We start from the raw sequence: 20,365 nt of genomic DNA, 5'->3' as shown, positions 1-20,365 counted from the left end.
CCGCAACTCCTCATGGAAACGGTGTCGTCATGCCGAGCCCTTCGGAAAGCGCTCCGCCGAATAAATGGCTCGTCACGCTGTCCATCAGCCTCGGTACGCTGATGGGGGCGGTGGACGCGTCCATCGTCAACGTGGCCCTTCCGCAGATTCAGGGATCGCTGGGCGCCACCGTGCAAGAAATCACCTGGATTGCGACCGGCTATTCCATTGCCCTGGTCATCCTCATGCCGCTTACCGCGTTTCTCGGGCGGCAGTTCGGTCAGAAGCGTCTTTACCTCTCCTGCCTTGGGCTCTTCATGGTGGGCAGTGCGCTTTGCGGAACCGCGCAAACACTCACGCAGATGATCATTTATCGGATCATCCAGGGCCTCGGCGCGGGCGCGCTCCAGCCCACCGAGCAGGCCATCTTGCGCCGCACCTTTCCGCGCGAAGAGCAGGGCATGGCCATGGCGGTCTTTGGCATCATCATCATGCTCGGTCCGGCCATCGGACCCACCATCGGCGGGGTCATCGTCGACCAGTACCATTGGTCGTGGATCTTCTTCATCAATCTGCCGCTCGGCCTCGCCGGCTTCTTCATGGTTTCCAAAGTCCTTCGCGAGGATCCCGAGACCTTCGCGAAGAACCAAGAGCGCGCGGCCGTCGAACGCAGACATCTCGATTGGGCGGGAATCGCCTTGCTCTGCGCGGCCCTGGGGTGCGGGCAGTACGTGCTCGAGGAGGGTCAGCGCGAAGGGTGGTTCGAAAGTACGCTCATTTGTGGCCTCACCTTCGCAGCCGTTTCGCTGCTCGCGCTGTTCATCGTGCGCGAGCTCACGGCGACGGCGCCGGTGGTGCAACTCCGGCTCTTTCGCGACCCCACGTTCGCCTCCGGCGTGATGGTCAACGGCCTCACCATGGCCATGCTCTTGGCCAATGTTTTTCTGCAGCCGCTCTTCATGCAAGAGATGCTCGGCTTCACCACGTTCCAATCCGGATTGGCGCTGCTGCCGCGGTCCATCGTGATGATGGTGGCCATGGGCATCGTCGGTGCCGTGTACAACCGGGTGCCGGCGCGGCTCCTCATTGGCTCGGGGGTCATTTTCTTCGTGGTGAGCGCCTACGCCATGGGGCAATTCAATATGGCGACGGGCGTGGAGCAAATCGTCATCGCGGTGTCGCTCCAAGGCATCGGTCTCGCGCTCGTCGTGGTGCCGCTCGAGGCGGTGGCCCTTTCGAACGTGCCGAAGCACCAGATGACCGACGCCACCGGCCTGAACAACTTGATCACGGAGCTGGGCGGTGCCATCGGGCTGGCCGTCTTTGCGACGGTGTTTTCACGGCACATCCCCATGGCCAAGGCGACGGTGGCAGCCCACGTCCACATCGCCAACGCGTATGCCGAGCCACGGCTCCACGCGTACGCCGAGGCCATCGGTGGTGGTGCGCGGGCGGCCGGTCTGCGCGCGCTCGCTTCGGTCGTCACGCGCGAGGCCACCGTGCTCGCGTACGACTACGTATTTGTCCTCGGTGGGGTGGTCTTCGTCCTCATGGTCCTTCCATTGGTGTTCTGCCTGAGGCCCGGGGCGTCGACCCACGGCGAAAGCGGCGATGGCGCCGAAATGGGTGAAACATGACTGAGGCAGCGTCTTCTTCGAAAAAGGCATACGTTTCGGTGGGCGGCGGCATCGCGCTGGTCCTCCTCGCCATTCTTCTTTACGCGCTTCACGGCCGCGGCAAAGAGAGCACGGACGACGCGCAGGTCGATGCCGACGTCGTATCCATCTCCGCGCGCGTCTCGGGGCCGGTGCTGGAGGTGCCCGTCGACGAGGATCAATGGGTCAAGAAGGGCGCGCTGCTCGTTCGACTCGACGACAGCGATTACCAGGCGAGGCTGAAACAAGCGCAGGCCGAGCTCGCACAGGCGCGTGCCCAGGTCGCGCAGGCCGAGGTGCAGGAGCAGATCGTCACGGCCACGGCCAAAGGCGGAATCGCATCCGCCCGCGCGCTGGTGCAGGGCTCCGCGGTCGGAGTCGACAGCGCGGTTGCCCGTGTGGCCTCGGCGACCGCCGCGCTCGCACGTGCCAAAGCGGAGGCCAAGAATGCGGAGGTGCAGTTGCATCGCGACAAGTCCCTACGGGCCGACAATGCCATCCCGCAGGCCCAATTGGACACCGCGCAAACCAACGCCGACACCGCGCGTGCAGCGCTCGCGGCGGCGGAGGCCAACCTGGCTGCCGCCGTGGGTGACAAAAGGGAGGCGAACACGCGGGTGGCCGAGGCGCAGGGAAGGCTTACCCAGAGCGCTCCGGTGGAGATACAACTCGCGTCCGCGCGCGCGCAAACGGAGTTCCAGCGTGGCCGTGTCGCCTCCGCGGAGGCTGCGATTGCATTGGCGCAAACGGAACTCGAGGCCACGCGCATCGTGGCGCCCTGCGATGGATACGTGGCCAACATCACCGTCCACCCGGGCGCACTTCTCGGGGCCGGGGCCGCGGTCGCCCAGGTCGTCCCCAAAGAGTCGTACATCGTGGCGAACTTCAAAGAAACGCAGCTCGATCGCATGCGCGTGGGGCAGCGCGTGGAAATATCCATCGACGCGTTCGAGCATTACCCCTTCGAGGGCAAGGTGGAGAGCGTGGCCGCGGGCACGGGCGCACGCTTTTCCCTTCTTCCCGCCGACAACGCCTCCGGAAACTTCGTCAAGGTCGTGCAGCGCGTGCCCGTCCACATCTCCATCGCAAACGCCCCTCCCGACCTATTGCTGCGCGCCGGCCTGAGCGCCAACGTCACGGTCCACGTGCGATAGACTCGAGCGAGTCACCGCCGAAACCGGCGCCTCCAACCAACGCATGAACTCCGCGACGTGGTGAGCCCAGAGCGCAGGCAACGTCATCGTGAGATGGCCAGGGGATGAAGCCGTTCCGGGTTGCACGACATAGCGACCATGCGCCAGTTTCGGCACCGTCGATTGGAGGACCTGCAGTCGGTTGGGGTTGAACTCGTCGTCGTCGAAGTTGAGCGCCAAAAGCTTCGTCTTGATCCCCGACAAGCCAGGCGTCGGATCGTAGCTAAAGGACGACTTCAGGGAATAAAGTATATCATTCGCATCTACGTGTTCCGCGATGGCGCGGTTGGCTCCGAGCATCTTGTCCGCCGCGGGCCCATCCGGTACTTCGTGCTGGAGATCGGACGCGCTGTCGATCATCAAGCGCAGGATATTGTACCCGACGACCCATCCGCGTGGCGCATGAGCATAATCGCCGTTGTTCCATTCGGGGTCGGAGCGTATCGCGTCGATCACCGCGCGACGCCAAAGCAGATTACGACCCGAGACGGCGATAGGCAACGAAACCACCGGCATCACGCCGTCCATCATGTCGGGGTACGCCTCGGCCCATTGCCATGCGTTCATCCCACCCATGGACATGCCGAGAATGGCGTGAAGATGCTTTACGCCCAAGGCCTCCGTTACCAGTTTGTGCTGGATGTCGACGATGTCATCGTAATCGTAGTTCGGAAACTTCGCCTTCAGTCCATCGCTCGGCTTGCTGGATTGGCCGTGGCCTACGTTGTCTGGAAAGATCAGGTAATAGCGATGGGCGTCGAGTGGTCGCCCTGAATCAAAGAGTGCCCGTACATACGCCGAACCTAGAAGCACGCGACTGTCCGCGCCGGTCCAGTGGAGAACGAGGACAGCGTTGGTGATTTCCCCATTCGTGTTCCGACGCGGTGTCCCCAGCGTGGCATAGTGAATCTTGAGATGAGATAGCGTCTCCCCGTCACGGAAACGATAATCATCCCACCGGACGTCCGCCTGCAACGCGGCGGCATTCGCCGCGTAATTCAACGGTGACGCCGACGCCTCGGGCGACGCAGGCCGAGAGTGTATCTGCGCGCACGCGGAACTTGGAAGCAAGATTCCACATAGGAGACCGAACAGCAACGTCGGCGCCGCGCTAGCGTAATGATATTTCATGGTGAGCTCCTCGCGCTCCAACGGCGCCTACAATCTTCCCCGCCTGTTATCTTCGGACACCTTCAGAATAGGAGCCTGGCTCACCATGTTTTCCGGCTGCACCCTTTCCCAAAGGCCGCCCTTCCCAAGCTCCCTTCCCAACTGATCCTCGCGCCGGAGCCACTGCTCGACACTCTTGATCCGATTTGGATGAATCTCGTCCAGAAGCGCGTAGTCCCGTCGAATGACGCCATATTTCCAGATATTCCAAAATCCGGTGAAGTTGTCCCGAAAGCTCATCGTGCTCTTGTCATCTGGGCTGGCGTTGTACCCAGCCGGCAAATCCGCTGCTGCCGCGAGCGGGCCGCTCCAGTACGCCTCGATATCGGTGTCGATGTACTGCGCAGGGCGTCCCGTCACCCTCTCGAACGCTGCGGCCAGTTGGCGATATTCGACGTGCTCGATGGCGACCTCGAGGTCCATTCCATTCGCGCGCTCTGCATGGTCGAAGAGCCACCTCGCGTAGTATCCGCAATCTTCGAGCGCGACGTGAGGAATCGCGCCATTGCCGAGCGGCACCCTCCAGGTTACGACACCGTCCTCCACGGACGGGCTCATGGGTGTCCTCGCGGAGATGGCCATCTCCATGTATGGGCCGGTCGTGAATACTGCAGCTCCCATGCGCCTTTTGTTCTCTTGATTTTGGAACAAGATCCATTCGCCGATGCGGCCCTTTCCGTCGTAGTGCCCGGCGCGGAAACGTGAATCATATCCAGCCTTCTTTAGTGCGTAATCGAGGTTGCCGTACACGAAGAACTTGACGCCTTCCTCCAGCGCTATCTCGTAGCTTCGAATGGCCCAGTACATTTCCGTCTTCTCGCCAGTATTGAATCCGTCGATGTTGATGTACGCGCCGTCACATCCCCGAAAGCCCGCTCTCAGGATGGCCTCGTCCGCAAATGTTCCCTCCAGAATGGCGACATTTCCGAGTGCGACGAGGCTCTTTGCCCGTCGAGAGTCAGGATCGCGGCTCAGTGCTCGAACGGAATATCTCTTGTCTTTCACGAGGGCGCTGATGACGGGTATTCCCTGCGCGCCCGTTCCGCCGATGACAAAAATGTTCGCAATGTCAGAATGCATGATTGTCTCCGCCGTTTCGTTGCCAGTTCCGTGTAGGTGCTTGTTCCAAGGCGCTCGCCGTCGTCACGCGCGCTATGGTGAAACTCGTACGGTGCGGCTTGCCCGTCCTTTCTCGTGGCGTTTCTCAACGATTCTCCGTGGGAGCTACGACCGGGGATAGGGTCGCTCCCGCCCACTCCGAGTACACGATGAAGCGAAAGGGGTTGAGCGCGGAGGCCCGCTCGCGCATTGCGTTCACCGCCTGGGTCCGTACCGCACGCAAGCGGTCGGACGTCGGATATTGCTTGATTCCGAGGTTTGCGAGTTGGAGAGCCATCGGTGCATCGCCGCGGGCGAGGAGCCTGTCTACCGCATGGGCGAAATTGCCGGCGTTCTCACCCGCTAGAATGTTCAAGGCGCGCCCCCATTCGTCCTGCGTAAAGTGGTCCATCCCAGTACCGTCGGCCTGCCAATAGCCGGCGTGCTCTTGGTAGAGACGCTGCACGAACTGGTCACGCACCACCATGAACGGTACGACGGCCTTCGGGGTCGCGCGGAGTGACGGTGGCAAGAAGTCGTCATGAAGGATGTCGGCGAGCGGTCGAGCGGTGACGGCGGCCGCCAAGGTTCGTTCATAGAGAGCGGCGGTGGCGTCACGGAGACCGGGCATGGCGTCCATCGTAAACAGGGCCGTGAGCGGAGGATGCCCATGCACGAGACGGCGCGGATGCAGCTTGAGAACGAAGTCGATCGCGTCCCGGTACCCCTCGGCCGAACCCTCCGCCGCGAAAGGAGCGCCAAGGTACGGCATGAAGGCATCCCCGACGAAGAGGATGCCGTGCCGCATGTCCATCACATAGAGCGCGTCCTCTGTCTCTCCGCTGGGCCCCGGAAGCAGGGTCAGCTCGACTCCGTCCTCGATGATCGACTCGCTCGCGCTTACGAGTCGATCGACGGTTGCAGCGAGGTTGGGCTTGTCGTCGCCAAAAAAGTCGTGAAAGGGAATCTTGGTCACTTGCGATCGCGCGAGCACTCGTGGGAACGACGCAGATGCGATCACCCGAGTACCCGGTTCGCGTAGCGCCGCGACTCCTCCCGCGTGGTCCCAGTGACCATGTGTCAAGATCAAGTACTTGATCGGCGCCTGGGTGATCTTCCTGAGCTCCGCAAGGGCCTCGCGAGCGGTACGTTCACTCGTTCCAGCGTCGACGGCTACGACCATGTTGTCGCCGACGATGAATGAGATGTTGGCGAAGTCGTATCCTTCCGCGACGTAAACGCCGTCCGCCTCTTTCACCATACGTCGCGTTCCGAAGCGGAAGCCTTCGACGGGGCCGACTGCCACATCGCCGAGGATTTGCGGCTTCTCATCGAGCGATCGAAGACCGGAACGTGCCAGCATTTCTTCCGATCGCGCCTGATCGCCCGTCGTTCGATACGCCGCTGCGAGCCCGCGGTAGAGCCCTCTGTTGAACGGCGCCGGCAGCTCCTCCGTGTGCGCGAGAACAAACTGCAGGTCGCCCACCGCCACGTGCGCCTTGCCAAAGCGTTCGGGCAAATCGGCGAACACGAGCCCGCGTGCGAATCGTCCGAGAACCGGATCGGCCGCGACACCGGCGTCGAGCTTGCCGATGGCGTCCTCTACCCAGGCTACGCGTCGAAGTAGAGGCACGTCCGCCGCGACGCGCGCCTGCATCAGCCCTTGCAATGAAAGGAAGAGTGCGCGGCGTGCCGGTTGTTCGGATGCTAGTTTGCCGAAATACACGACACCGTCCCACTCTCGCTGCCCCGACATGAACAGTGCGGCGGTGACGAGAAGGACGAATTTGTCGGAGTTCGGTTCTGCGGCGAGCGTCCGGAACGCCTCGAGATCCCGATTTCGAGTGAGTGGCGCCGCAGGCGTAGGCGGACTCCCGCAGCCCATGAACGAGCAGAGGAGAATCGTGAGAACCGCGAGGCGCGCGCGAACGCGCGCCTCGGCAAACGGCTGCGAAGTCGGCCAAGTCATGTCGTCACTCCTGCATACGTGTATATGCACCTATTTGGGGTCGTCAAGTGGACGCCTTGTCCTCTCGTGGGCGCTTGATACGGCGCAGTTCGCAAGACCTCCCGGCTCGCGGCGCCTCGACCACGAAGGGTCGTTTGCTCGACAGATGAGCGGTCCGTGCATATACACAGTGCATGGCAGACTTCACGCAGATGGCGCGACGGATCGCCAAAGAGTGTGCGGGTATGCGAGTCCGACAAGTGGCTCGGCTCTTCACCCGCATTTATGACGAGAGCCTTAGGTCGGTCGGGATTCAGGAATCTCAGCTCTCGGTGCTCGTCGCGGCGGCAATGTTCGGCGAGAACGGAGCTACGATGGGCGCCCTTGCGGGGCGACTCGTCATGGATCGCACGACTCTCACGAGGAACATCGTGCCGCTCGAAAAGGCCGGATACCTGCGCGTCGCGCGCGCCGCCGCCGACGCCCGCGCCCGGGTAGTCCTCCTGACCCACGCCGGCGAACGACTGATCGAGGCCGCGTATCCGCACTGGGAAGAGGGACAAAAGCGGATTCGCCGAACTCTCGGCGCCGAACAGTTCGAGGGTCTCCGAGCGCAGCTATCCGACGTTGTCGCGATCGCCGACAAGCTCGAGGTGGGCGGATAGAGGGGGCTGCCAGAGGAACCAACTATCAACCCTAGAAATGAGGGCTTTATCGTTGGTTCCTCTGGCGTCCCGGCGTTTTCTTCTTCTCTTGGATTACTTCCGTTCCACCTGGCTGACGTCGCGGACGGCGCCGGTGTCGGAGCTGGTCGTCATGGCGGCGTAGGCGCGTAGGGCGGGGCTCACGATGCGCTCGCGGCCGATGGGCTTCCACGCCTGCGGCCCTTTTGCCTCCATGGCGGCGCGGCGGGCGGCGAGGGTTTCGTCGGGGATGGCGAGGCGGATCGTGCGGTTCGGGATGTCGATCTCGATGCGATCGCCCTCCTCCACCAAGGCGATGGCGCCCTTTTCGGCGGCCTCGGGGCTCGCGTGGCCGATGGACAATCCCGAGGTGCCGCCAGAGAAACGGCCATCGGTGAGAAGCGCGCAGGCTTTGCCCAGGCCCTTCGACTTCAAATACGAAGTTGGGTAGAGCATCTCCTGCATGCCCGGGCCGCCTTTGGGGCCCTCGTAGCGGATGACCACCACGTCGCCGGCGACGACTTCATCGGAGAGAATCGCGGTGACCGCCGCATCTTGGCTCTCGTAGACGCGCGCGCGCCCCGAGAACTTGAGAATCGATTCTTCGACCCCCGCCGTCTTCACGATGCACCCGCGCTCGGCGATGTTGCCCGTGAGCACGGCGAGGCCGCCATCTTGCGAATAGGCGTTCTCTTTGCTTCGAATGCACCCGCCGGCGCGGTCCGTGTCCAACGTCGGATAGCGCCGCGATTGGCTGAACGCCGTTTGCGTGGGCACGCCGCCCGGGGCGGCGCGGTAAAACAGGACCGCGGGCGAATCGGTCGCTTGCCGGACCACGTCCCATTCGTCGATGGCCGCGCCCATCGATGCGCTGTGCACGGTGCGCGCATCGCGGTGCAGGAGCCCCGCGCGATCGAGCTCGCCGAGGATGCCCATGACGCCGCCGGCGCGGTGCACGTCCTCCATATGGTATTTCTGCGTGGCGGGGGCCACCTTCGCCAAGCAGGGCACGCGGCGCGAGACGCGGTCGATGTCCGCCATCTTGAAGGGCACCTCCGCTTCGAACGCCGCGGCGAGCAAATGCAACACCGTGTTGGTCGAACCGCCCATGGCCACGTCGAGGCTCATCGCGTTCTCGAAGGCCTCGAACGTGGCGATGTTGCGCGGCAACGCGGTCTCGTCGTTCTGCTCGTAATAGCGCTTGGCCAGTTCCACCACGACGCGGCCGGCGCGCAAGAAGAGCTCCTTGCGATCGGCGTGCGTCGCGAGCATCGAGCCGTTGCCCGGTAGCGAAAGCCCGAGGGCCTCGGTGAGGCAATTCATCGAATTGGCGGTGAACATGCCCGAGCACGATCCGCACGTCGGACACGCCGAGCGCTCCACGGCGGCGACCTCGGCGTCGCTCACCTTGGGGTTGGCCGCGTCGATCATGGCGTCGATCAAATCGAGGTGGCGGGTCTTGTCACCCCAGTTCACCTTGCCGGCCTCCATGGGCCCGCCGGATACGAACACGACCGGGATGTTGAGGCGCAGCGCGGCCATCAGCATACCCGGTGTGATCTTGTCGCAGTTGGAGATGCACACCAGCGCATCCGCCGTGTGGGCATTCACCATGTATTCGACCGAATCGGCGATGAGATCGCGGCTGGGCAAGCTGTAGAGCATGCCGCCGTGGCCCATGGCGATGCCGTCGTCGATGGCGATCGTATTGAACTCTTTGGCGACGCCGCCCGCCTTCTCGATCTCGCGAGCGACCAGTTGGCCGAGATCCTGTAGGTGCACGTGACCAGGGACGAACTGGGTGAATGAATTGGCGATGGCGACGATCGGTTTGTCGAAGTCGTCATCTTTCATTCCGGTTGCACGCCAGAGGGCGCGTGCGCCTGCCATGTTGCGGCCTGCGGTGGAGGTGCGAGATCGGTATTGGGGCATGTCGGGTTGCGTACAAACTAGCCCATTTTGGCCGCCCGCGGGCGCCGCACGTGCATCCGCGGACGAGCACGAGCTCGCTTACACCTTTTCAACCGTGGATGTAATGTTCGAGTTGGCTAATGATGAATTGCTGGTCGGCGATGACGCTCTTCACGAGATCGCCGATGGAGACGATGCCGACGAGCTGCCCCTTGTCGATGACCGGCAAATGGCGCATGCGGCGCTCGGTCATCAGGGCCATGCATTCGTCGCTGGTTTGTTGCGTGCCCACGTAACGCACCGAGGTCGTCATGATCTGTTCGACCCGGGTATCCTTCGACGAGCGATCCCTCAGCACGACTTTGCGCGCATAGTCCCGCTCCGTCACGATGCCGGCGACGGTGTCGCCGTCCAGGACCAGCAATGCGCCAATCCCCTTTTCGGCCATCAGCTTGATGGCGTCGTAGACGGAATCCGTCTTGGAAACGGTGTAGACGATGCGGCCCGAGTCGGGCTTGGTTTGGAGAATTTGACCAACGGTGGTGCTCATCGCGAACCCCCTTTGAGTTCGTTCAGTATAGCCCGAAGGGCCCGCGGCGACGGACAAGTGCACACGGGCGCCAGCCGTCTGCGGGGTAGAACGGTCGAGGCGCCCATTCGACACGCTGCATACAGGCGATCTCATGGCTGACGTGCGGGCGGGCGGCGTCTTCCGCTACGCGTGAGCTTCGCCGTCGAATCGTCGAGATGCGATATCGAATTGCCAAAATGCATTTGGCGCGCGGGCGAGGCGCGGTCGATTCGGCCGCAACCGACCAGAGCAAGTTGGATAAGGGTCGACCGAGCTCCGCGTCGAGAACGCGTCACGTCGACGCAACGGTGTGTTCACTGGGTTCATCGATCGAAAATCGCCGCGGTGTCGATCTTTCGCGCCGCCGAAGACGAATTTTTGTTAGCTAGGCAACATCAGTCCACATGCCCATGATTCCGCCGAGCGAAGGATCGAGCCTTCCCACGTTTGCCGATCTGCTTCGCTATGCACGCAGGCAGCTGCAGGACGCCGAGGAGATTCTTCGCTTGCCTTGGCAAGGCGCCGTTCCGACCCGAGAGCAGGTCGACGCGCTCGAGGAAGCTCGCACCCATATCGCCGCCGCGCATGGGATCCTGCGGACGGCCGAGGAGAGCAACCGCAACGCGTAGCACCAAGCATCTCGGGTGTTGCAGCGGTGACGGTGTCGTGGCAAAGCCGTCGGCGTGCAGTTGTCGGCTCGACGGGACTTGGGAGGACGCGAATGAAGGTGCCTACGTTCGACGACATGGTGGATGATGCCTATCGGCGGCTCGAGGACGTCGAACACGTGCTTCGCTCCCCTCGTCGCAACGGGTTCGACGTCGACGCCGACCACCAGGTCATGCTCGAGTGGGTTCGCAGCTACGTCGCGAATGCCAAGGAGTTGCTCGCGAACATGCGCTCGGCCGAGGCCAAGGCCTCGGACGCACCCCGCGCGCCCAAATCGGACGACGCAGGGGACATCGCCGAGACCCTTCGCCCGCCGCATTATCGCGCGCGGAGATGAGCATGCCTGCACATCGGGCCGATACATGGTAATGCGATATTTCGTATTTTAATGCACATACCTGTCTTCGGGACGACAGTCCCGTCTTGATAAGGAGATCCAAGTCCCCGCGACCATCGTGAGGACGGTGGAGGGCCAGGACGGGATTCAGTCATGGATAGAATCGTGCGGGGGCGTCTCACCGTGGTGGCACGTGAAGGCATGCTACATCGACCTGGGTGTCGTCTGGTGTGGTCTCTGTCGCAAAAGCCGCCGTTGGCAGACGTTGCTCCAAGACTGTCAAGCGAGAAAGCTCCGTTCTGACCGGACGGAGCCACCCGCAAAAATGGCGCACGCGGACACACGAGAGAAGCTTCGCGCGGTCATAGAGCTTCCTAGGGGGAGATGATGTAAAGTGCATCATCATATAGCTCGAACCCCTCCCGCTTTTGCGGACGAGAGGTCTTAGGAAGGGGAGGGCATAGCCCACCATGTTGTTGGCCGGCGATACGTTTGACCGCTTTCGCATCGAGGGCAAGCTCGGAGAAGGCGGAATGGGGCTCGTGTACCGAGCGTACGACCCTATGCTGCGTCGCCAAGTTGCCCTCAAGGTCGTCCGGCCGGAGGTGGCCCAGACAGCAGTCGCCACCCGCTTGATGCGCGAGGGTCGCGCGGCCGCGTCGCTCAATCATCCGAACGCCATCGGAATTTTCGATGTTGGGACCTTCAACGGTATTCCGTACATCGTGATGGAGCTGGTCTCGGGGCATCTTCTCAGTGCGTTCATGGGGGACGAACGCGTGGGCATGCGGCAGCGCCTCGCCTGGCTCGCTCAGATTGCGCGCGGGCTGGATGCCGCGCACAGGCAAGGGCTCGTCCACCGCGACGTAAAGCCCGAGAACGTGATGGTGTGCAACAGTGGCGAGATCAAGTTGTTCGATTTCGGCGTGGTCAAGCGCATGTCCTCGCTCGCAAATATCTCCAATGCGACCGATCCCATGGAAAAGACGCGGACCGGCATCGTCATGGGAACTCCGCTCTACATGGCGCCCGAACAAGCGTTGGGCGATGCCGTGGACGGGCGAAGCGATCAATTCGCGTGGGGTACGCTGGCCTACGAGCTTCTCAGTGGGGGAATTCATCCCACGACGACCAACAATCCGCGCCGTCTTCCCGTCGCATTCGCGATCTTGCGCGAGCAACCGCGGCCGCTGTCCGAGGTGGCGTCTCGTCTTCCCGACGGCGTGGCGGCCATCGTCATGAAAGCCCTCGCCAAGGCGCCGTCATCCCGATTCGCCACCATGGCGGAAATCTATTCGGCCCTCGATGCGATCATCCTCAGAATGGACGGCGCCTCGAGCCGCACGACCCCGACGACTCCGATCCAGCGTGTGCGAAGAAGCCGTTTCCGGCAATTGGGCCTGGCGGCCGCCGCCCTGGGGCTCGTGGCGGTGGTGCTCTTTTTGAGCCACATCTTCGGTCCCTAAAAGACAATGGCCGAACCCAAATAGGGCACGAACTCGTAAAAGACGACGTCCGTCGACTTCGGAACGAAGCCTGCTGATTGGATATCGTACGTGCGCGCCTCGCCGATTCCGACGGCGGCGCGGATGGCCAGGGTCGTGGTCAGCACCAGGGGCTCATTTTCCGCCTTTCCGCTCATGCCGATGAAGGTGCGAAGTTGGCCTCCGGCGGTGATTCCGTAATAGTCGATGCGATCGGCGGAAAGGCCGAGGGCCAAAGGGCTCATGGCGCGATCGCTGAAAAGCCCCGCGCCGAGCGACATCGTCGACGAAACGGGGGCGATGCCGCCGATCCGCGCGTTGAACGTGGTTTCGCGGTCGATCTGTTGCGACACGATGCGCAGCGGCGGTTGCACGTCGACCTCGGCCGAAACGAAACCGCGGTCGAATTTGTGGGCAATCGACGCGAGGAAATGGGGCGGTCTGCTCAAGGTCACCGAGTTGGCCGCATCGTCCTCCGTGACGACGAAGGTCGGCGGTGAGGCCTCGTTCGTGACCGAACTGCCCGTCGAAACCACGCTGAGTTGAGAACCCCACGCGATGAGTTGCACTTCCGGGCTGCGGGCGACGGCCGCGAGGGTCCACGATGGAAGGAAGTCCCACTGCATGCCCACCGTGGCGCGTGCACCAATGCTCGAAAGGCTCCCGCGGGAGTGAAAGAAGAGATAGGCAACTTCGCCATTGCCCCCGGCCTGTCGCGATTCATCGAGAAAGATGCGCCCGCCGGCGGTCTCCGTCGCGTACGTACCGTAAACGCCGACGCCCAAACGAAGCCCGGGCACGAGCTGCCATCCGATGGCCGGCCCCACGAGGTATTTGCTTCGTTGCAGATCGAGGTCGACATGGTGGCGAAGTGGATTCCCATTCTGCGGGTTGGTTTGCGTCGTCGTATCTTGGCCCGTGCGAACGTCGTAATCGATGACGTAGATGCCAAAGCCCGCCGACGTGTGTTCGCCGAAGCGGCGGGTGATGCCTGCAGCGTGGGGCGTGGAAATGATGTCCACCGTGCGAAGCCGCACGGACGGGTTGCCCTCCACCAGCCGGTTGGCCATGATGGGATCGATCGACCGAATGCGCACCCCGAGGGCCGATGCATTGAGGTCCGCATGCGAACGCCGATTGAGGGAAAGGCCCGCTGGGTTGTAATAGATTGCCCCCGAATCGTCGGAGGTCGCCGCGACCGCCCCGCCGGCGAGCGCCGCGTCGTCGGAGAAGAAGAACTGGTGGTCGTGCTCCTGTGCACGCAGCGTCCGCACGGACGACACCGTCATGAGAAGGGCCCCCACCGTCGCGCCAAGTCGCCTGCTCACCAGCTGATGGATATCATCGTTTCATTCTACGTGCGGAGGAAGTTCGACGCGGTCGAAGCACGCAAACGGTGAAGCTACGATCTTGCGGGCCCGTTCGATGCCGCCGAGGCGCGCGAGGTCGGCCTCGAAGTTGTCCATCTCCTCGGTCAGTCCCAGGTAGTAGTGGGCGAGCGGCGAGAGGGCGAAGGGCTCGCGGGCGCGCTCGCCGGAGCGAATCTCTGCGATTACGCGGAAGATGCCCGGATCCTCGCGGAGCCATTGCTCTTCGAGAATGGCCGAACACGTTTTGGTTCCAATGCGGTTTGCCGACTCCAAGGTAATCGAGAGAACCTCGGCGCATGTTGCCGATTCCATGGTTTGAATACGTGCCGTCGAGCGCTTGTATGCTTCGGCGAGGTTGCGTATATCGAACTTCGTCACACCCTCTCGGACCAGCGCATCGTCGCCCGGGGGCGTGAATGGATCGGTCATGCGGCAGGGCACGCCGAATCTCAGGGTGCCCCGCTCGGCGAGGGCCTTCCACTCGTCGCGGTCCGGCCGGAGGTCCGAACGGTCCTCCGCCAGGGTAGGGGGGCGTTTTGGCATCGTGTCCCGCGCGAGGCATTTGTACTCGACATAAGGGTCCACGGGCCGGCCGAGCCGGCGATAAAGCCGTCTCGAGAGGCGCCTCGTTTCGGCTTCCGCCTCCATCACCTGGTCCCGGCAGCGAAGGGTCAGCTCGTTGGCGGAGGCGGAAGCGTACCGCCGCGGGTGCGGATTTCGAGGGCCCCTGCAGAACGAACCCGAGCGCGCGACGATGCGCGCCGTGTCGCTGCCGATGCGGCGCGAGAGGTCACCCTCGAAACGATTGGCTTCGTCCAGCCGGGCCAGAACGTATCGGCCAAGCGCGGAAACGTAATCCGTGGCCATCTCCGAGGGGATGCGCCCTCGGACTTCCGCCACGTAGCGTAGAAGGTTGGGATCTTCGCGCGCCTGCGCGTCGAGCACTTCGGAACAATGGGTGAGGCCGAGACGATCGGCCGCATTGGGGCCGATGCTCAGGGCCTCGGCACAAATCGGTTTTACCTTGGCCCAGAGCCGCACACTCGAGGCCCGATACATCTCGCCCAAGGCCTGGGTCTCCGCGGGGGAGAGGCCGAGCTCGGCGCGGTCGCGATCGTCGGGTATCCAATCTTCCCGCACGGGGCATGGCAGATAGAATTGGACGTGTTCCTGTCTTGCGAAGGCTTTCCACTCGTCCCTGGTGGGCTCGGAGATATCCTCGGGTGCCTCGATGCGCGTGCAGGTGAAGGATTGGCACTTTGGCGAGGCGGACGCGTCACCCTCCTGGAGAAACTCCAGCAAACAGGCATTGTTCGTCGTCTTTTCGAGAAGCTCCTCCTGGCAACGGGTCGTGGTGTCATTCACGGAGCCCGCGTCGGGGGCTACCGATAGGCGAGGGCGCGCCCGAGGCTTGCCGGGTATCGAACCCATGCCTACACCAACGGCCAACCCCACGATTGCCCCGGACAAGACCAGGATGAAATGACGAAATGTCATGGAGTCCCCTACGCCCCCCGGGAGAGACCTGACGACTGCATGTGCGTGGCCGCGGTTGTGCGCGAAAGTTCGCTGCAAGGCGGCGACTCTCAGTTTGGTGGTGGTTGGGCTTCCATCGAAAAGGCCCCCTTTTCGTGGATGCAAAGCAGCATGAAGCATACCACTTGAAAACCACATTCAACTAAGAGCCTGTCCCGCTAAGAGGGAGTCTCGCGAGATGGACTCCTAAGCCTGAATGGCCGGCGCGGTCGCCCGAGTCATAAAAGTACCGTGATCAGGTGGATCGCACTTCGGTCGCGGATGGATAACGGACGAATCAGGCGATGCCGTCCCGTTCTTCGTTTTTCCATCGCACGTGCTTACTTGCGCGTCGACACTGTCCCGAAATTCGAATTGGTCGACGAGCGCCACGATGCTGCATTCGGCAACGATAGGGCGGGGCCGAGCATGGCGAGCTCGAAAGCATCGAAGGCGTCGAAGGGGACGCCTCGGGGCGAGACGGCTGGGCCAGTCGGGGGGCGCGAGTGCCGGACGCTCGAGGGCAATGACATCGCGTGGCCATCGTGCAGTGCGCGCGCGGCCAGTGTCGCGTCGCCCAACTTGGCGTTGACGAGTCGTGGGCAGAGGTTCGATGTCGGTCGGGTAGACGGCGAGCGCCGATTCCGAGCGCCGACGCCGAGCGCCGACGCCGAGCGCCGACGCGGATTCCGATTCCGATTCCGATTCCGATTCCGATTCCGATTCCGATTCCGATTCCGATTCCGATTCCGATTCCGATTCTGACGTCGGCGTCGGCGTCGGTCTTCGGAATTGCCGTCGAAATCCGCCGCGAGAAACTGCACCCGGTGCGGTGGGGTGGTTTTGCTTGCCTGCCGAACGCGAAAGAAGCGCGCCAGCGCCAGTCGGTGGTCGGCATTCGAAAGCGAGGGCGCTGTCACGCTTCTTTCGCTTGAAGGGGCATGCAAGCAAAACCACCCCACCGCCCCTCTGGCTTTCACGTCCTCGAACTCACGATTCAAGCCATCGAGCTTCTTCGCCCCACGGTGGCTCGCATCCGGTGCTGCGATCGCGATCTGGGCGAACAGCTTCGAAGAGCCCTCAGCTCCATCGCTCTCAACATTGCCGAGGGCAACCGCAGCCAAGGTGGTCATCGCATCGCCCGTTTCTCCACGGCGGCGGGCTCCAACGGCGAATCGCGCGCTGCTTTGCGCGTGGCCGTCGCGTGGGGCTACGTCGACGCGCGTGAGATCGAAACCGGTGACGAACGGCTCGATCGCGTCGCCGCCATGCTTCACCGTCTTGGCGCGAGAGGCTAGTGCACACGGCAGGAGCTGGACGACGGCGTCCGGCTCCTTGCCGGTGTCCCACCGGCGCACGTGGCCTGGGCGAGCCTCGCGTTAAGACGTGAGTCCGAGCTCTTTGCCGACGGCGGCGGCGAGGGCTTGGGCGGCGGAGAGGGGGCGGACGAAGACGGTGAGGTGGGTGACCAGATCGGTGGAGGGATCGGCGGTGAGCAAGTCGATGCCCTCGAGTTCGAGGGTGCCGACTTTGGCGCGGAAGACCAGGGCGGTCTCGCCGCCGCCGTGCAGTTCGTTGGTGTAGTGGAAGTCTTTGAAGACGCGCATCACGGCGCGAAGAACGGTGCCGACCGTTTCGCGCCCCTCGAAGGCGTGGAAACGCACGGGGCTGTGAAAGACGACGTCGGGGGAGAGGCTTTGCACGAGGGCTTCGATGTCCGAGGCTTCGACGGCTTGGCGAAATCGTTTCATGGAGAACTCCTTTTCTTGATTATCCGAGGACGGCGGCGGTTCCGAATCCGGCTTGGGCGTGCCCGCCGTCGACGGCGAGGACGGTGCCGTGGATGTACGCGGCGGCGGGGCTCGCGAGAAAGAGCGCGACCTCCGCAATTTCGGCGCGCGTGGCAAAGCGCCGCAGCGGGATGCTCTCGGTGTGCTTGGCCAGGATCTCGGGCGTGGGGGCGAGGCGACGCATGCCCTCGGTGTCCTCGACGCCGCCCGGCGCAATGGCATTGACGCGAACGCCGGCGGCGCCCCACTCGAGGGCGAGCACCTTGGTGAGCATTTCGATGCCCGCTTTGGCGGCGCACACGTGCGCTTGCATCATCGATGGGACGCTGCCTTGCGTGGCCGAGATGGATAGGACGCGCGCGCCCGGCTTGCGAAGGTAGTCGAAGGCCGCGCGGCAGGCGTTGAAGGTGCCAATGAGGTCGATGTCGACGACCGCCTTGAAACCGTTCGAGGAGATCCCCATGGCGGGTGCGGGGAAGTTGCCCGCGGCGCCATTGATGAGAATGTCGATGGGGCCATGCGCATCCATGCTGGTGCGGATGGTACCTTCCAAGGCGGCGTAATCGCGCACGTCGGCCGTGACGGCGAGCACGTGGGGGCCAAAGGCGCGCACTTCGTCGGCGGCGCGTGCGGCCTTTTCCGGATTGCGCCCCAAGATGGTGACCTTGGCTCCAGCCTCGGCGAATCGGCACGCGATGCCGAGGTTGATACCGCTGGTGCCGCCGGTGATGAAGGCCGATTGGCCAGCCAAGAGTCCGTCGCGGAAGATACTTTGTGTGCTCATGGTCTCCTCGTGTCGTTGGGCAGGCGTTCGAACGCGTCGCGGACGGCGGCGCGAAGGGCCCGCCGCTCGGTGAACAAGGCGGAGATATGCCCGGCGTCGATCCAGCGAAGGACGCTCTTGGGCCAGTGGGCGTGAAGGGCCCGCGTCTCGCTCGCGGGGACGTAGCCATCGCGCCGGCAGCCGAGCAAGATGGTGCTCTCGGCATGCACCGGTGCGGGCCACTGGGTGATGCGCGCGGTGTCGAACAGCGCGTAGAGTCGTTCCCGGGCGCGGGCGTCGCCCAGGCTCGGTGCGCCGAGCTTTGCGAAATCGATGGAGTGGGACAACCCACCGCGGACGAACACCGGTGCGGGTGATGAACCCGCGGCCAATGCCGCCACGGCCAGCGGCGCGTCCGTGAACACGGCCGTGAGGGCCGCCATATAGCCGCCCATGCTGTAGCCCGCGATGCCCAGCCGCGCGTAACCCTCCGCCCGTAGCGCTGCAAGCAGGGCATGCGCTTCGGCGACGATGGCGACATTCATGAGTCCATGCTCGGCCACGGTGCGCAGGTTGGCGCCGTCTTGCCCTGCCGGACGCCGCAATCCGTAAAAGGGATTCTCGAGCAGCACCAGGTCGATGCCTTCCGTGGTGAGCGGGCGGTAAATGGACTCGCGCAGCGCGAAGCCTTCCTCGCGCGAGCCCGCGAGCAGGACGCACGCCGTTCGCCTCGGCGAGCCTGCGGCGCGCAACCGACGCACCCGCGCCGTGCGCACCTCCGCCGGCAACGCGTCGGCAAGCGGGGAGGCGAAATGTCCGTGGTCGCCCTCCCAGGTGATGGTGACGTTGGCCGGCGAGGGACGAAAGACGTCGGCACTCAGCCGCTCGAGCAACGCGTCGTCGCCCCAGCCGTGCGCGAAGAGGCGCTCGCCGCGGCGTCCGAAGCGCGCATAGAGCCGGTCGACGATGTGCCCGGAGATGACACTGTCATCTGCATGGACCGTCGAAAATTTCGCATCGATATCGATCAAAGTGCGATACAGTATACATCGAAAGTAGACAGTGTAAACTCCATGGAACGAACCCGTGCAGCTCTGCTTCAGGCCGCAATCGAAATTGCCGAGGAGGACGGCGTAGGTGCCATTGGCTTGCGCGAGGCCGCGCGGCGGGCGGGGCTGACGCATGGCGCGCCCTACCGGCACTTCGACAACCGCGAGGCCTTGGTGGCCGCGGTCGCCGAGGAAGGTTTTCGCGAGCTGCTCGCCCGCGCCACGGAGGTGCAGGCCAGCGCGGGGGACGATCCTCTGGCGCGGTTTCAGGCCCTCGGCGTGGCGTACTTCACATTCGCCTTTTCACATCCAGGGCAATTTCGCGTGATGTTCGGCGTGGAGGCCGCGGGCAAGGCGGCCCACACGGAGGCCATCCGCGCCGCCGAGGCCGCCGTCTTTGCCATTGCCGTAAACGCGATAGCCTCGGCCCAGAGGGAAGGGGCGGTGGAGGCGGGCGATCCGCAGGAGCTGGCCATGCTGGCCTGGTCGTCCATCCACGGTCTCGCGGTGCTGGTGCTCGACGGCCTCGCCCAATGGGTGGGGCTCGATGCTTCGTCGCCGGAGAAGCTTGCCCGCCGCTACACGTCGCTCATGTTCGACGGCCTGCGCCCGCGGAAGCGAAGTCGTAACGCATGACCGGCCGCGTGTTCATGGCCAATCGAACCAGTGGCATTGGCCTTTGACGCAACCGCAGTGTATGCCATCCGCCGAGGCACCCCGCGACCCATAATCCGGAGAGGCGGAGGCAACTTCAACGCTCACGCACTCTCCGTTGAGCGACGTGCATTCGCCGTCGTAGGTGCACGAGCCGCGGGGGTGCACTCGGAGCCCGCTCATCCCGAGGAACACGGACACCGGCCGCCGCGTCCAGGTACGTGTGGCAGCCAACGATGCACACTCGGAGATTTCATCATCCACGCTCCGGCCAGCGGGGATAGGTCCACAATTCGGATCGTTCGGTGTACACCGCGCGTCGCTTGGACCACCGACGAAGAGATACCTCAGGCCCACCCGTGCGCCCATGAGGTCGCGACTGGCGAGACTCCGTTCGAGGACCTCCGCGAGCTCGTCTGGGGCCGTGTTTCTGGTCGAGCGATCGATGACGAGACACGCTCTGCCTGGAGGCTGCCCGATGAGTGAGCCGCAACATGCGTCGGGCTTTACTTGCCATGCGGTGTCG

18 protein-coding genes are annotated in these 20,365 nt (G+C 63.6%); 8 read left to right on the top strand and 10 right to left on the bottom strand.

The window, feature by feature from the left end; all coding sequences use genetic code 11:
• Positions 1–29: 29 nt before the first annotated feature.
• Together LVJ94_33235 and LVJ94_33230 are read left to right on the top strand one after the other, a co-directional pair.
• The gene (locus tag LVJ94_33235) at positions 30–1,616 is read left to right on the top strand and encodes a DHA2 family efflux MFS transporter permease subunit (protein ID WXB01768.1); all 1,587 of its coding nucleotides are present in this window, start codon (positions 30–32) and stop codon (positions 1,614–1,616) included.
• Positions 1,613–2,788, top strand: a complete 1,176-nt coding sequence (locus LVJ94_33230) for an HlyD family secretion protein (protein WXB01767.1) — start codon at positions 1,613–1,615, stop codon at positions 2,786–2,788. Before LVJ94_33235 ends, LVJ94_33230 begins: the two co-directional genes overlap by 4 nt.
• Here LVJ94_33230 and LVJ94_33225 read toward each other — a convergent pair.
• The 3 genes from LVJ94_33225 to LVJ94_33215 form a co-directional block, all read right to left on the bottom strand.
• A complete protein-coding gene (locus LVJ94_33225; protein ID WXB01766.1) occupies positions 2,738–3,829 on the bottom strand; it encodes an alpha/beta fold hydrolase in 1,092 nt (363 codons plus the stop codon). The two genes, LVJ94_33230 and LVJ94_33225, sit on opposite strands and share 51 nt — an antisense overlap.
• A 156-nt stretch (positions 3,830–3,985) precedes the next feature.
• On the bottom strand, positions 3,986–5,077 hold the full coding sequence (locus LVJ94_33220) for an NmrA family NAD(P)-binding protein (protein WXB01765.1): 1,092 nt from the start codon (positions 5,075–5,077) through the stop codon (positions 3,986–3,988).
• 124 nt (positions 5,078–5,201) lie between these two features.
• Entirely contained in the window at positions 5,202–7,064 is a 1,863-nt protein-coding gene (locus tag LVJ94_33215; GenBank protein WXB01764.1) for an MBL fold metallo-hydrolase, read from the bottom strand.
• Between the two features lie 173 nt (positions 7,065–7,237).
• On the opposite strand from LVJ94_33215, the gene LVJ94_33210 reads away from it, so the two are divergent.
• Entirely contained in the window at positions 7,238–7,708 is a 471-nt protein-coding gene (locus LVJ94_33210) for a MarR family winged helix-turn-helix transcriptional regulator (protein WXB01763.1), read from the top strand.
• Between the two features lie 93 nt (positions 7,709–7,801).
• On the opposite strand, the gene ilvD is transcribed toward LVJ94_33210, so the two are convergent.
• Entirely contained in the window at positions 7,802–9,658 is a 1,857-nt protein-coding gene (gene ilvD / locus LVJ94_33205; GenBank protein ID WXB01762.1) for a dihydroxy-acid dehydratase, read from the bottom strand.
• A gap of 88 nt (positions 9,659–9,746) precedes the next feature.
• Complete coding sequence (locus tag LVJ94_33200; GenBank protein WXB01761.1) at positions 9,747–10,187, bottom strand: CBS domain-containing protein; 441 nt, start codon at positions 10,185–10,187, stop codon at positions 9,747–9,749.
• A gap of 425 nt (positions 10,188–10,612) precedes the next feature.
• On the opposite strand from LVJ94_33200, the gene LVJ94_33195 reads away from it, so the two are divergent.
• From LVJ94_33195 to LVJ94_33185, 3 genes are all read left to right on the top strand, one after another.
• The gene (locus LVJ94_33195) at positions 10,613–10,837 is read left to right on the top strand and encodes a hypothetical protein (protein ID WXB01760.1); all 225 of its coding nucleotides are present in this window, start codon (positions 10,613–10,615) and stop codon (positions 10,835–10,837) included.
• Positions 10,838–10,929: 92 nt separating this feature from the next.
• A complete protein-coding gene (locus tag LVJ94_33190; protein ID WXB01759.1) occupies positions 10,930–11,214 on the top strand; it encodes a hypothetical protein in 285 nt (94 codons plus the stop codon).
• Between the two features lie 470 nt (positions 11,215–11,684).
• Positions 11,685–12,680 (top strand): serine/threonine protein kinase, encoded by a 996-nt coding sequence (locus LVJ94_33185; protein ID WXB01758.1) that lies wholly within the window; start codon positions 11,685–11,687, stop codon positions 12,678–12,680.
• Here the strand turns inward: LVJ94_33185 and LVJ94_33180 are convergent.
• A complete protein-coding gene (locus tag LVJ94_33180) occupies positions 12,677–14,026 on the bottom strand; it encodes a hypothetical protein (GenBank protein WXB01757.1) in 1,350 nt (449 codons plus the stop codon). The two genes, LVJ94_33185 and LVJ94_33180, sit on opposite strands and share 4 nt — an antisense overlap.
• A 21-nt stretch (positions 14,027–14,047) precedes the next feature.
• On the bottom strand, positions 14,048–15,499 hold the full coding sequence (locus tag LVJ94_33175; protein WXB01756.1) for a hypothetical protein: 1,452 nt from the start codon (positions 15,497–15,499) through the stop codon (positions 14,048–14,050).
• 1,025 nt (positions 15,500–16,524) lie between these two features.
• On the opposite strand from LVJ94_33175, the gene LVJ94_33170 reads away from it, so the two are divergent.
• The gene (locus LVJ94_33170) at positions 16,525–16,881 is read left to right on the top strand and encodes a four helix bundle protein (protein WXB01755.1); all 357 of its coding nucleotides are present in this window, start codon (positions 16,525–16,527) and stop codon (positions 16,879–16,881) included.
• Positions 16,882–16,962: 81 nt separating this feature from the next.
• Here LVJ94_33170 and LVJ94_33165 read toward each other — a convergent pair whose 3' ends face one another.
• The 3 genes from LVJ94_33165 to LVJ94_33155 are packed head-to-tail and all read right to left on the bottom strand — an operon-like array spanning position 16,963 to position 19,167.
• Positions 16,963–17,334 carry a nuclear transport factor 2 family protein gene (locus LVJ94_33165; GenBank protein ID WXB01754.1) on the bottom strand — a complete coding sequence of 124 codons (372 nt, stop codon included), beginning with the start codon at positions 17,332–17,334 and terminating at the stop codon, positions 16,963–16,965.
• Between the two features lie 19 nt (positions 17,335–17,353).
• Complete coding sequence (locus tag LVJ94_33160; protein ID WXB01753.1) at positions 17,354–18,157, bottom strand: SDR family oxidoreductase; 804 nt, start codon at positions 18,155–18,157, stop codon at positions 17,354–17,356.
• Positions 18,154–19,167 carry an alpha/beta hydrolase family protein gene (locus LVJ94_33155; GenBank protein ID WXB01752.1) on the bottom strand — a complete coding sequence of 338 codons (1,014 nt, stop codon included), beginning with the start codon at positions 19,165–19,167 and terminating at the stop codon, positions 18,154–18,156. The genes LVJ94_33160 and LVJ94_33155 overlap by 4 nt, the downstream gene beginning before the upstream one ends.
• A 42-nt stretch (positions 19,168–19,209) precedes the next feature.
• Here LVJ94_33155 and LVJ94_33150 point away from each other — a divergent pair, with 42 nt between their 5' ends.
• The gene (locus LVJ94_33150) at positions 19,210–19,821 is read left to right on the top strand and encodes a TetR/AcrR family transcriptional regulator (protein WXB01751.1); all 612 of its coding nucleotides are present in this window, start codon (positions 19,210–19,212) and stop codon (positions 19,819–19,821) included.
• Positions 19,822–20,365: the final 544 nt, after the last annotated feature.

The sequence above is a fragment of the Sorangiineae bacterium MSr11367 genome (assembly GCA_037157805.1).
Classification (GTDB): domain Bacteria; phylum Myxococcota_A; class Polyangia; order Polyangiales; family Polyangiaceae; genus Pendulispora; species Pendulispora rubella.
This window is presented reverse-complemented; position numbering and strand designations above follow the sequence as displayed.

Bases quoted from the DNA above. Each gene is read 5' to 3' on its own strand.
- LVJ94_33175 (WXB01756.1), bottom strand. From the start codon at position 15,499: ATGGGTTCGATACCCGGCAAGCCTCGGGCGCGCCCTCGCCTATCGGTA.
- LVJ94_33165 (WXB01754.1), bottom strand. From the start codon at position 17,334: ATGAAACGATTTCGCCAAGCCGTCGAAGCCTCGGACATCGAAGCCCTC.
- LVJ94_33215 (WXB01764.1), bottom strand. From the start codon at position 7,064: ATGACTTGGCCGACTTCGCAGCCGTTTGCCGAGGCGCGCGTTCGCGCG.
- LVJ94_33150 (WXB01751.1), top strand. From the start codon at position 19,210: ATGGAACGAACCCGTGCAGCTCTGCTTCAGGCCGCAATCGAAATTGCC.
- LVJ94_33235 (WXB01768.1), top strand. From the start codon at position 30: ATGCCGAGCCCTTCGGAAAGCGCTCCGCCGAATAAATGGCTCGTCACG.
- LVJ94_33195 (WXB01760.1), top strand. From the start codon at position 10,613: ATGCCCATGATTCCGCCGAGCGAAGGATCGAGCCTTCCCACGTTTGCC.
- LVJ94_33210 (WXB01763.1), top strand. From the start codon at position 7,238: ATGGCAGACTTCACGCAGATGGCGCGACGGATCGCCAAAGAGTGTGCG.
- LVJ94_33220 (WXB01765.1), bottom strand. From the start codon at position 5,077: ATGCATTCTGACATTGCGAACATTTTTGTCATCGGCGGAACGGGCGCG.
- LVJ94_33230 (WXB01767.1), top strand. From the start codon at position 1,613: ATGACTGAGGCAGCGTCTTCTTCGAAAAAGGCATACGTTTCGGTGGGC.
- ilvD (WXB01762.1), bottom strand. From the start codon at position 9,658: ATGCCCCAATACCGATCTCGCACCTCCACCGCAGGCCGCAACATGGCA.
- LVJ94_33185 (WXB01758.1), top strand. From the start codon at position 11,685: ATGTTGTTGGCCGGCGATACGTTTGACCGCTTTCGCATCGAGGGCAAG.
- LVJ94_33170 (WXB01755.1), top strand. From the start codon at position 16,525: ATGCAAGCAAAACCACCCCACCGCCCCTCTGGCTTTCACGTCCTCGAA.
- LVJ94_33200 (WXB01761.1), bottom strand. From the start codon at position 10,187: ATGAGCACCACCGTTGGTCAAATTCTCCAAACCAAGCCCGACTCGGGC.
- LVJ94_33160 (WXB01753.1), bottom strand. From the start codon at position 18,157: ATGAGCACACAAAGTATCTTCCGCGACGGACTCTTGGCTGGCCAATCG.
- LVJ94_33190 (WXB01759.1), top strand. From the start codon at position 10,930: ATGAAGGTGCCTACGTTCGACGACATGGTGGATGATGCCTATCGGCGG.